The organism is Altererythrobacter sp. Z27 (assembly GCF_052683155.1).
Window position 1 is genome coordinate 1386564 of record NZ_JBQYMC010000001.1, and the last position, 12160, is coordinate 1398723.

The window sequence follows — 12160 nt, forward strand, 5'->3', positions numbered from 1 at the left end:
GCCGACGCCGCCCTCAACCCCGTCCGCATCCTCGTACTTGTAACCCGAGATCGAGCCGTACTGGGTGTTGTAGAAGTCGACCTGCTCGTCGAACCCGGAGACATTCCCTTCACCATCGACCGTAGCGACATTGCCGTCGAGATCGACCGTGATGTCGGTCAGGTTGTAGCTACCGTTTGGCAGCGTCTCGCGCACAGAGTAATCGCCAGGAAGGAGCCCTTCGAAGCTGTAATAGCCGGTCTCGTCAGTATAGTCGGTCTCAATGACGATGCCGTCGCCATCGAGGAGCTCGATCTTGACGCCTTCCCATGCAGTCCGGCCCTCGGTAGTACCCAGCAGGCCGTCGGGATCCTCGTATTTGTAGCCGTCGATCCGACCGAACTTGACGTTACCGAAATTCATCTGGTCGGCTTCGCCAAAGGTGCCACTCACAAGATCGGGGCTTAGCGTGTCGACGCCTTTTATCTTTACGATGTGCGGCAGATCATCGGCGGTAAAGCTGTATTCCAGCAGTTCGGCGTCGAGCACGCCGTCACCATCGTAAGTGTTGAACCATTCGCTCGCATCGTACACTTCGGTGATCGTCAGCGTGTAGCTGTCCGCCCCGGGCAGGAAGATCGTATATTTCCCGGTTGAATCGGTTGTTGTCGTGCCAATGATCGTGTCAGTGACATCGGGATCATTGCCTTTCCCTTCGATCGTGTAGGTCAGTTCATAGTCGAACCGGAAACCGCCGAGCGCCACTTCGTTCTCGTCCCAAACGCCGTCAGCATCGAGGTCGGCCCATTTGTAGCCATAGATGGGAGCGCCGGTTGCAGCCTTCGACACCGACCATTCCTCAAATCCGTCGTTCGAAGTGTAATTGCCCCAGAGGTACGCCGCGTCACCACCAACAATGAAATCGCCCCCGTCGCTCGCATCAAGCGTGCCAGTGGTGCCAAATTCGGAATAGAGCACGACATAGGTTGTGGCCGGATTTGCTCCATTGAATTCGGCGACTGCTACATAGAAGAACATATCCGAACGGCCGCTGCCGGCTTCGTTCGAATAATCGAGCAGGATCGTGTTGTCGGTATCGTCAGCGCCGTCCAGGTCCGCGTCATCGAGATCGTAAACGAGCGTTGCCGGGCTGGAGAACGAGCCGATTTCGCCTGTAATGTTGGGATCGCTGGTGGAGTAGAGCTTGAGTTCGTTGAGTGAAAGCAGCGGATTGCTGTTGGTCTGGTTGATGTCGAGCCGGAATTCATAATACTCCACACCATCGATAATGACGATCGGCACTTCGTTCAGCAGGAGCGAGTGGGTGAAGGAGTCAGAACTGTTCTCGTCGTAAACGAGGACACCGTCGGTGTTGTATCCCTCTTCGTCGCCAGTCGCCTGGACGCGGACGAATGCCTGGATCACGCCGGTGCCAGACGTACTATCCGGCTGAGAAGCGAAGAACAGCGCGCCGTTGATTTCGGCTTCGTCACCCAACTTTTTGGTCAGGTCATAATAGTCGCCAGTGCCATCAGTATAGACTGCTTCCGTCATCTTCAGACTCCCCGGCGCATCCAAGATCTACGCCCAAACAACTGCCAATCGCCCGCAATGCAGAGCATTCGAGCTAATTCGTAAGCACTAGTTTTTCCGAGCAGGCGTACGGACAGGATGCGGAGTCAAACCAAGCGCGAAAGCTGTATCTGGACATGGTCAGGCGTTCGCCCGATCACCGTCTAAGGACTGCTCGCAACCCTGTTTTCTTCAGCTCCGAACGCCGGAAATGAGGAATCCTAGGATTCCTTTTAATTCCAGCGACTCGGGCTGTGGATAAGTATGGTTACCCGTTGAACCTGAAGAGTCAACGCTACCAAAGAGCTACATAATTTCAGTGATTTATATGGAATCACTCGGGACAGGTCAGCCGAGTCCCGCATAGAGTTAGCGCGCTGCAGCTAACGCAGTTCCATCGCCCCGACAGTTCAGCGGCAGATCGTCGGCGTGGTCGGGCTACCCGATATCGAATAGCAGCGGGCCCGCCTGGCCGGAATAGATCGCATCCACGTCCGCAGCCCTACTCGTCAACACGGCGCGTTGGTTGATATAGCCCTTGTCGGTGATCTCACCCGCGTCGAGCGATGGCGGTGTCGTCAGCACGACCAAGCGCCCTACCCTGCGCGAGCTGCCGCCTGCTGATCGGTTGAAGGCAGCCAGTCGTTCGGCCACCGCCTCTCCAAGTTTGACGATACCTTCGGGGCCGAAATCGCCCATGAATTTCTGCGCGGCTTGCGGGCTCGGCCAAGCCATCACACCGATGAAGGGCTTGTCCTGCCCGGTGATCACGCAATCGTGAAGCAGCGGGCTGCAGGCGGCGACGATCTCCGGTCGCAGCGTCCCGACCGAAACCCAGGTTCCGCTCGACAGCTTGAAATCCTCGGTTACGCGCCCGTCGAACACCAGTCCCTTGTCCGGATCCTGCGGATCGACGAAGCGCGCCGCATCGCCGAGGCTGTAGAAACCTTCCTCATCGAAGGCTTCTGCGTTCTTCTGCGGCTCGTCGACATATCCCGGCGTGACCGAGGGGCCTTTCACCCGAACTTCCAGCTTCTCGCCATTGGGCACGAGCTTGAGCGTGGTTCCGGGCAGCGGCAGCCCGATCAGGCCGACGCGCTCGGCCTCCCAATGGACCACTGTGATCCCCTGCGTCTCGGTTGCACCATACATGGTCGTGATCGGGATTCGCTTGCCCGTTTCGGCGATGGCGAGCGCCTGCAGCCGGTCGTAGAGATCGTCAGACAAGGTTGCGCCGCCATATCCCAGTGAAACGACCTTCTTGAAGAAGGATGCACGGAGCCGTTCGTCGGCCTCCATCGCATCGGCCAGCATGGCAAAGGCGATCGGTGCCGACCCGAAAACCGTCGGCGAGACTTCGTAGAGGTTCTTGATCGTCGTCTCGAACATGCCGGGCACCGGCTTGCCTTCATCGAGATAGCCCGTTCCGCCGGCCCACAGCATCCCGTTGAAGAAGATGTTGCCGCCGCTGATGTGGCTCCACGGCATCCATTCGAGCGTGACCGGCGGCTCGCGCGCATCGCGCGGTTCGAGCGCCAACCCCTCGGTCCCGGCGATCACCGTGGTCATCATCCGGTGAGTCTGCGGCACACATTTGGGAAGGCCGGTGGAGCCCGAAGTGAAGAGGTATTTGCCCACCGTGTCGGGTGTGATCGCGGCGAAGCGCGCCTCCAGCGATTCCCCCGGCCCGGTTTCGAGCAAGCTCGAAAAGCTCATCGCACCCTCGGGCATGCCGTCGCAGGTGATGACCCTCAGTTCCGGGTCTGCCGCGCGCAGCTTGGCGATTGCTGGCGCATGAGACTGGCCTTCCTTCGCGAAGACGACCTTCGCGCCGATCTTGCCAAAACAGTGCAGCAGCTTCTCATGGTCTTGCGACATCAGGGAATAGGCCGCGCTCACCGGCGCAATGGGAACGCCCGCCGTATAGCAGCCGAGCATCAGCAAGGCATGGTCGAGCGAATTGCTCGAAATCACCATCACCGCATCGTCGCTGCCCAGGCCCTGGTCGACCAGCCACTGGCCGATCGAATCCGCTGCGCGCCGCGCATCGCCATAAGTAACGCCGGTCCACGGGCCGTGGCCCGGTTCGCGCTGGAGCAGCCACAGGCGATCGGGATGTCGCTCGCTGCGATCGCGCAGTATCGCCGCCATGTTCGAAGGGACATCGGCCGGCGGGTGCTTCGAACGGACGAGGACGCAGCCATCGTCCCGCCATTCTACCTCGGTCGCGGGGCCCTTTTGCGGAAGCGGGCTGAAAGGTGGCTGCGCTGTATCGGTCATGATTCTCTCCCGGCACCGAGAGTGCCGTCACGGTGCCGGGAAATGCAAGTCATTGTCAGAAGCGGAAGCGCACGCTCGCGCCGAAGCTTGAACTGCGGCCCGGGAAGCGAACGGCAGTGTTGGCGTTGGTGGCCGCCGACGCCCAGTAATAGGTATCGGTGATGTTGCGCCCCCACAGCGATGCTTCCCAGCCTCCGTCGAGATCGTAAACCGCGAGGCTGGCGTTGAGAATGCCGTAATCCTTGATCGCGAGCGGAGCGAACTGTTCGATCGTGCTCGAGGTCGAGCCCTGGTAGCGGCCATTAAGTATAGCGCGGATGCCCAGCGTTTCAGTGACCGGCGTATCGTAGGTTGCCGCTGCAGCCGCCGAGAACTTCGGGCTGTAGGGGAAGGCGAGGCCGTCAAAGTCGAATGGCTGGCCCGCTGCGTTGATGCCGATGTAATTCTTGATCTCGGTCTTGAGCCAGGTCGCCGCGAGCGTGAAGGTCAGCTCGTCGGTGGCTCGCCACGCAAGATCGCCGTCGATCCCGTAAGCACGCGATTCCGGTATGTTATCGAGCCGCAGCAGGGTCGTGTAGATCGGGTCGGCGAAATAGACCGCCAACTGCTTGTCGGTGTAATCGTAATAGAAGCCCGCGACGTTGAGGTTGAGGCGGCGATTGGCCAGAGCGAGCTTGGTGCCGATTTCATAGGCGGTGAGCTCTTCCTGCTTGGCCGGGCGGTTCTGCGTCGCGATGTTTGCAGCGTTGACCGGGGTCGAGCCTGACTTGTAGCCGCGCGAGACCGAGGCATAGACCAGCGTGTCGTCATTCGGCTCCCAGGTCAACGCGCCGCGCCAGGCGACATTGTCTTCCTTGAGCGTCGAAGTCACCGCGCCAAAGGTCAGCGCGTCCACGTCGAAGGTGTTGCACTGGTTTGCGGTGATCGGAGTGGTGAACTCCCCATAGACCAGGAAGAAGAACGCCCGGTTGAACAGGTTGACGTTGGGCTCCATCGAGCCGTTGTAGTCGCGCGAACAGCCGACATAATCCTGCCTGTCTTCGGTGTAGCGGATTCCGGTGGTCAGTTTCAGTTCGGGCGAGAGTTCCCAGTCGGCATTGGCGAAGATGCTCCACGTTTCGACGTCGAAATCGGCGGTATCGCGATAGGTCCTGAACGCCTGCAAAACGTCGGTCACGGTGTAACCGGGCGAATTAAAGGGCGAATTCAGCAGGTCTTCCATAAGGATCAGCGCGCGCACCGCGCCGACATTGGCGTTCTCGCCAAGCAGCGTCTGGTTGGTGTCGGTGACCTTGTCATTGGCGTAATAGCCGCCGACCACGAATTCGGCCGGGCCGGCCGTGCCCTGCAATCGGACTTCCTGCGAGAAGGATTCGACCTTGCCGACAGCCCATTGGCTCAGGATTTCATAGGGCGCGCCGCTCCAGTCATATGCCGCGTCGCGCGTCACCTTGTTGTAGCCGGTCAGCGAGATGAAGCTGAGGTCGGGGGTCAGGTCATACTGCAACAAGCCTCGCAGGCCGATGAAGTCGCTATCTTCCTGGTTCGGATTGTCGATTCCGGTGCCGCGCCCGATATTCGCCGCGCGAAGCGACGTGGGCTGCCAGTCGGCCGAGCTGCTGTCCCACTTCCCTGCATTGGCAGCAACATAGTCCGCCAGCCCGGGGGCGTTGAACAGGCTGAAGACGGTGCCGTTCGCCGGATCGGTGTTGGGGGTGAAGCCGACAGCCTGAGCCGCGAGCGTGTCCGACTTGTTGATCCAGAAACTGCCCGCCAGCTCGATCTTCATGTCGGACGTTGGCTCGGCAGTGATCGTCAGGCGGCCGCCATAGCGATGGACTTCGCCCAATTCGTCATCGCGCGAAACGCTTTTCTGCCATCCGTCCCAGCTGTCTTCGGTGCGCCACGCGATGCGTGCAGCAACCGCTTCGCCGATCGGCAGGTTTATGTACCCTTCGGAATTGAGCGTGCTCTCGGTGCCCGCTTCGACCGAAAGGCTGCCGCCAAGTTCGCCGAACTTGGGCTTGGCGGTGATGAAATTGACCAGTCCACCAGTGGTGTTGCGGCCATAGAGCGTGCCCTGCGGCCCCTTGAGCACTTCGACGCGCTCGAGGTCGTAAACCGGCCCGCTGTTCATGAAGGGATAGGCGAGCGCGACTTCGTCCTGATAGGTGCCGACAGTCGAAGTTGCGGACAGGTTGATCGTATTGAAGCCGATCCCGCGCAGCGTGTAAATTGGGATGCCCTGATAACCGCGCGAAACGTTGAGGCTGGGGACGACGACCTGCAGGTCTTCGGTTGAATTGACCTTGAGGTTGGCAAGCTGTTCGCCGGTGAATGCCTGGATCGCGAGGCCGACGTCATTGATCGCTTCCGCGCGACGGTTGGCAGTCACGATGATCGTATTCGACGTTTCCGCAGAGTTTTCGTCCTCCGCTGCATCCTGCGCCATCGCCGGCGCGGCCATGCCGAGGGTTGCGATGCTTGCTCCAACAAAAAGTGCGGTGCGCGACAGAATTGGCTTCGTCATTTCCTCTCCCCTGACGGCGCACTGGACACGCCGTTATCATTGCTGATAAATTATCAGACCTGATAGAACTTGCAAGGCATGTTTTGCGGGTTAGAGCTAGAACTGCACAAAAGGAGAGGGGTGGCAGGTGCGGACAGCCCATCGGGAAGACAAAGGCGTGATCCGCGAAGCGTTGCTGGATGCGACGAGCGCGCTGATGCGCGAACTCGACACGATCGATGTCGGGATTCTCGACATTGCCGCCCGGGCAAACGTCAACCACGGGATGATCCGGTATTATTTCGGCAGCAAGGAAGGGATGCTGCTGGCCCTGCTCGATCGCGATGTCGGTGTGCGCATCCGGCAGCTGGAAGCGCTGCACCGGTTGCGGATTTCGCCGACCGAGCGGATGCGGCTCCACCTCAACGGCATCCTCGATACCTACTACCAGATCCCGTATCTGAACCGGCTCATCCAGGCGATGGTGCGCGACGCATCGGCAGAACGCGTCTATCATATCGCGGAAGAACTGCTGAAGCCGATTGCAAGCGCCCAGCACCGGATCATCGAGGAAGGCATCGCCACGGGCGAGTTCCGCAAGGTCGACCCCAAGCTGTTCTACTTCAACACGATCGGCGCAGCCGACGGGCTCTATTCCAACCGATTCACGCTTTCGGCCGTGTTTGGGGGTATCCCGAATGCGGACGATGCACTCCACGAACGTTACAAGGCACAGACGGTAGACACGCTGCTGGCCGGCTTGCTGGCATAATTATCAGACTTGATAAATAACTCGCTCCGGGTCTAGAGGATCGCCATGGATCTTGAACTCGACGAACAACAGAGACTCCTGAAACAGGCGGCCGACCGCTTCCTGGAAAAGCGCCTGCCGTTCGAGCGGCGCTCGGCGCAGAAAGGCGTCGACTTCCTCGATTTTTGGCGCGAACTGGATGGCGAGCTCGGTATTGCAGGAGCCGGCCAGTCATCGGAGGTCGGGGGCTTCGATGGCGGCGCTGAAGCGGAGATGATCGTCGCGGGAAGCCTCGGCGGCGCGTTGGCGGTGACGCCCTATGTCGATTGCCTGGTCATTTCGGCCAATCTGTTGGCAGCGCTCGGCGAACAGGAACTGGTCGCTGAACTGGTCGCGGGCCGTAAACTGGCTGTTACCGCCATCGAAGAAGCGCAGACCCGCGGCGATATCCGCGCGATCGCAGCTTCTGCCGAAACCATTGAAGGCCGATGGCGGCTGAGCGGAACAAAACTGACGGTCAATTTTGCTGGCGATGCCGACCAGGTACTGGTTCCGGCCAAGTTAGCCGATAGCGAGCTTGCGATCTTTGCTCTCACTCGCGATGCACTTGCCGGACGTTTGCACCAATACGCGCTGATCGACGAGACACCGTCTGCGGATATCGTGCTCAACGGGCTCGAACTCCCGGACGACGCCTTGCTCGCGCGCGGTGCAGCGGCAGAAGCGGCGCTAAGCACCGCGATCCTGCGCGGCACGGCTGCACTCTGTGCAGAGGGCGCAGCGGTGGCGGAAGTGATGCTGGCCGATACCGTTTCCTATTCGAAGGACCGCGTGCAGTTCGGAGTTGCGCTCGCCTCCTTCCAGGCACTGCAGCACCGCATGGTCGACATGTTCCTCAAATCGCAGGAACTGGCTGCCGCTTCGCTGCTCGCCACATTGAAGGTCACCGATCCGGCAGCGGTTGCAGCGGCCAAGGCGACGGTTTCCGAAGGACTGCGCATGATCGGGCAGGAAGCGGTCCAGTTGCACGGCGCCATGGGACTGACCGAGGAATTGCGGGTCGGCCATTACTTCAAGCGCGCGACCGCCCTCGAAGGCCGACTGGGCAATGCCGACCACCACACGGCGCGCTATCGCCAACTGAGAGTGACTGACTAGCCTGTTCCCCAGCCATCAAAGGCCGAGCACATGCTTTGCCAGGATGTTGCGCTGGATTTCGTTCGAACCGGCATAGATCGACCCGGCCCGCTCGTTGAGATAGCGCAACGGCGCCTTGGCGTGCCAGCGTCCGCCGGAAACATAACCGTCTGCCGGCGCTTCATAACTCGGCACTTCCGCCCCCGGGCGGGTGGCGTGGGGCTGGAAAACCGAGCCTGACGGACCGGCCGCCTCAAGTGCGATCTCGGTAAGGTGCTGGGCCAGTTCGGTCCCCAAGATCTTCATCAGCGAAGACATCGCGCCGACGCTCTTCCCTTTCCCCGCTGCGGAGAGCAGCTTCAGCTCCATTACTTCGAGTACGTCGATCCGGATCATTGCGCGCGCGAGTTTCTGCGCGAATATCGGATCGTCGAGCAGCGTGCCCTGCCCCTTCGGAAACCTTGCCGCTTGCTCGCGGATGCCCTGCGCGCGCACCTTGAGCCCGGCCGAATAGGCCGAGCCGCCCCGCTCGAATTCGAGCAGGTATTTCGCTACTTGCCAGCCGCGATCGACCTCGCCGATGACATTGGCGCGCGAGACGCGGACATCTTCGAAAAAGACCTGGTTCTGAACCGTTTCGCCCGAAAGCATGGTGAGCGGGCGAACGGTCACTCCGCCCTGATCCATCGGCACGAGTATGAAAGTGATCCCTTCTTGCTTGCGCCCTTCGTTGTTTGTCCGAACGAGGCAGAAGATCCAGTTCGCTTCCTGCGCGTGCGTGGTCCAAATCTTCGAGCCGTTGAGTATGAAATCATCCCCATCGGGCACGGCACTCATCTGAAGGGCGGCGAGGTCCGAACCGGCATTGGGTTCCGAATAGCCCTGGCAGAAGAAGACTTCGCCGCTAAGGATGCCCGGCAGGAAATAGGCCTTCTGTTCGGGCGTGCCGAAAGCGGCGATCACATGCGCCACCATGTGGATGCCCATCGGCGAAAGCGATGGTGCACCCGCCTTCGCGAGCTCGCTCGTGAAAATGTAATGCTGCGCGGCGCTCCAGTTCCGCCCCCCATGCTCCTCTGGCCAATGCGGCGCGGCCAGGCCAAGCGCGTTCAGCTTCGCCTGCCATTCCATCGATGCCTCATGGTCGGGATAGACGCTGGTGGCATTGCGCCCCGCATCAATGATATCCTCGCTCAATTCAGCCGAGAGCATTGCGCGAATCTCTGCGGCAAAAGCTTCTTCGTCGAGTGACCAGTCGAGGTTCATATCAATCCTGTTTGCGGCGCGTTATCAAGTCTGATAACAGACCCGCCAGCAAGGTCAAATCGCAATAGCCAGGGCACATTATGAATCAGCAGGTTTCGATCGAAGGCAGCCCCTCGGGCAAGTCGTACCAGAAAAGCTCCACCCCCGCTCAGATCGATTTTACCAAGCCCGCGGGAGAGGAAGCCTTTTGCGCGCCCGGCTCGATGCACTGGCGCATCTTCAAGAACAGCATCGCCATGGCCATCGGCGGGATTGCCGCCGTACTGCTCGAATTCGCCGATGCCCGCATCCGCTCCGGCGTGTGGGACCACTCGATCTACCCGGTCGATCCGATCGGTCGCTCGCAGCGCACCGGTATGGCTGCAATGGTGGGCGTCTATGGGCCCAAGAGTGTCGCGCGGCAGGTGATCGGCGGCGTAAACCGCATGCACGCGAAGGTCGCCGGGACGACGCCATCGGGCGAGGCCTACAAGGCACTCGATCCCGAACTGCTCGACTGGGTATCGGCCACGGCGAAATTCGGCTTCGTCACAGCCTACGACCGCTTCGTCACCCGGCTGAGCGAGACGGAGAAGCACGAATATTGGAACAGCGGCGACGAAGTGGCCAAGCTCTATGGCGTAACCGAAAGCCCGCATTCCGAAGCCGAGTTCCTGGTGATGATGGAACGGCTCGTGCCGCGTTTCGAAGCGCATGAAATCAACAGCGAATTCCTCGCCATCGTTGCCTCGGGCAAGGCTCGCCCGCAGATACCAAGCTTCATCCATCGCGCCATCGCGCGCGCCGCGGTCGACATATTACCACTAGTCGTCCGCGAGAAGCTGGGGCTCGGCCGCGAATGGGACCTCTCCTTCACGGACCGGCTGCTGGTCAAATTCGTCGCGAGGCTGGCCGACCGGAAGGTCGACCCGACCTCACCCGCCTACCAGGCCGCGCTGCGGCTCGGCCTGCCGGGCGACACCGCCTGGCGCTGAACGCGCCGCCCTGCGCAAATTGATGCATGGATCAACGCCAGCCGCTTTGCCATTGATCGCTGACGGACCACGCAAGCACATCCGGCTGAAGCGCAGCCCGGGAGGAGAGAAGCCTTGAAGACACGTTTTACCGAACTCTTCGGAGTCGAGCATCCGATCGCCCAGGGCGGAATGATGTGGGTAGGCAAGGCCGAGCTGGTTTCCGCGGTCGCCAATTCCGGTGCGCTGGGCTTCCTCACCGCGCTGACGCAACCGACACCCGAAGCCCTGACCAAGGAAATCGCGCGCTGCCGCGACATGACCGACAAGCCCTTCGGCGTGAACCTCACGATCCTGCCGAGCATCAACCCGCCGCCCTATGCCGAATATCGCCACGCGATCATCGAAAGCGGCGTCAAGATCGTCGAGACCGCCGGTTACAAGCCGCAGGAGCATGTCGATCACTTCAAGCAGCACGGGGTCAAGGTAATCCACAAATGCACCGCGGTGCGCCATGCCGTATCCGCCGAGAAGATGGGCGTCGATGCGATCTCGATCGACGGCTTCGAATGCGCCGGCCATCCGGGCGAGGACGATATCCCCGGCCTGATCCTGATCCCAGCTGCCGCCGACAAGGTCAGCATTCCGATGCTGGCTTCGGGCGGTTTCGGCGACGGGCGCGGCCTCGTCGCGGCGCTGGCGCTTGGCGCGGACGGCATCAACATGGGCACGCGCTTCTGCGCGACCAAGGAAGCGCCGATCCATGAGAACTTCAAGCAGGCCATGGTCGATGCGGACGAACGGCAGACCAAACTGATCTTCCGGACCTTCCGCAATACCGCGCGCGTCGCTGCCAATGCGATCTCAGAGGAAGTGGTCAAGCTGGAACGCGAAGGCAAGCCGTTTGAGGAAGTGGCCCATCTCGTCAAAGGGGGCCGCGGGCTCGAAGGCTACCAGAGCGGCGATACCGATCACGGCATCTGGAGCGCCGGAATGATCCAGGGGCTGATCCATGACGTGCCGAGTGTGCAGGAACTGGTCGAGCGGATCGTGCACGAGGCGGAGGAGATCATCGCCGGGCGGCTGGTAGGGACGCTCCCGAACTGAGCGGTGCGGGCTGGCCGTCAGTGACGGTATCAAGTTGTCCTGTCGAAAGAAGTGGTGCGTAGCCCAGTCCTGAGCGGACCTGTCTCAGTACGATTTTCCCGTTCAAACGGGAATCTAACGGGAATTTTCGCAATTTTGACCTAATTTGGTGGTCGTAGCCTCCGCCAAGCCGCTCAATTCCGCCACTTTCCGAACGATTTCCCGTTTGGCATTCAACGGGAATTCCAAGTGCACAGTACGGGAATTGCTCAAAGCTAGATCGGGAACCACTCGGCTGGTTTCCATATCGGTGTCGCACCATGGAGAGGCGAGCCGAAACCGCAGCTTCCAGGGATTCTCCCAGCTCGTAGTGCTGCGCGAGGGGGCCTCTGATTAGATCAGCCTTACGGCGTGTGAAGCATGGTGGAACAGTGCCTTCATCCGAGTACAGATGAAGGGAAGACTGCCGTGCGGAATGAAGTAATAACCAAATACAAAACAGGAATTGCGATACGCGTTTTGCGTATAGGATCGATACGAAAATTGCGAATCGAGAAAATCGAAAGTTTCAGCATTGTCGCGACCAATTTTATGCTAATAATAGGACGGGTTCATAGACATGGAGTT

8 protein-coding genes are annotated in these 12160 nt (G+C 60.3%); 4 read left to right on the top strand and 4 right to left on the bottom strand.

Features of this window, described 5'->3' with window-relative positions:
- The 3 genes from ACUJ47_RS06790 to ACUJ47_RS06800 all read right to left on the bottom strand — a co-directional run.
- Window positions 1-1533 (bottom strand): SdrD B-like domain-containing protein (locus tag ACUJ47_RS06790; protein ID WP_445537650.1); only part of this gene is annotated, 1533 nt, incomplete at its 3' end.
- Between the two features lie 456 nt (window positions 1534-1989).
- Window positions 1990-3831: an AMP-binding protein gene (locus ACUJ47_RS06795; protein WP_445537651.1), complete on the bottom strand. Its 1842-nt coding sequence runs from the start codon at window positions 3829-3831 to the stop codon at window positions 1990-1992.
- 55 nt (window positions 3832-3886) lie between these two features.
- Entirely contained in the window at window positions 3887-6361 is a 2475-nt protein-coding gene (locus tag ACUJ47_RS06800) for a TonB-dependent receptor (protein WP_445537652.1), read from the bottom strand.
- Between the two features lie 127 nt (window positions 6362-6488).
- Here ACUJ47_RS06800 and ACUJ47_RS06805 point away from each other — a divergent pair, with 127 nt between their 5' ends.
- Complete coding sequence (locus ACUJ47_RS06805) at window positions 6489-7112, top strand: TetR family transcriptional regulator (RefSeq protein ID WP_445537653.1); 624 nt, start codon at window positions 6489-6491, stop codon at window positions 7110-7112.
- Window positions 7113-7157: 45 nt separating this feature from the next.
- Entirely contained in the window at window positions 7158-8249 is a 1092-nt protein-coding gene (locus ACUJ47_RS06810; RefSeq protein WP_445537654.1) for an acyl-CoA dehydrogenase family protein, read from the top strand.
- A gap of 15 nt (window positions 8250-8264) precedes the next feature.
- Here the strand turns inward: ACUJ47_RS06810 and ACUJ47_RS06815 are convergent, their stop codons facing one another.
- Complete coding sequence (locus tag ACUJ47_RS06815) at window positions 8265-9494, bottom strand: acyl-CoA dehydrogenase family protein (RefSeq protein ID WP_445537655.1); 1230 nt, start codon at window positions 9492-9494, stop codon at window positions 8265-8267.
- 80 nt (window positions 9495-9574) lie between these two features.
- Here ACUJ47_RS06815 and ACUJ47_RS06820 point away from each other — a divergent pair, with 80 nt between their 5' ends.
- The gene (locus ACUJ47_RS06820) at window positions 9575-10468 is read left to right on the top strand and encodes an oxygenase MpaB family protein (RefSeq protein ID WP_445537656.1); all 894 of its coding nucleotides are present in this window, start codon (window positions 9575-9577) and stop codon (window positions 10466-10468) included.
- Window positions 10469-10639: 171 nt separating this feature from the next.
- Window positions 10640-11554: an NAD(P)H-dependent flavin oxidoreductase gene (locus tag ACUJ47_RS06825; RefSeq protein ID WP_445538875.1), complete on the top strand. Its 915-nt coding sequence runs from the start codon at window positions 10640-10642 to the stop codon at window positions 11552-11554.
- Window positions 11555-12160: the final 606 nt, after the last annotated feature.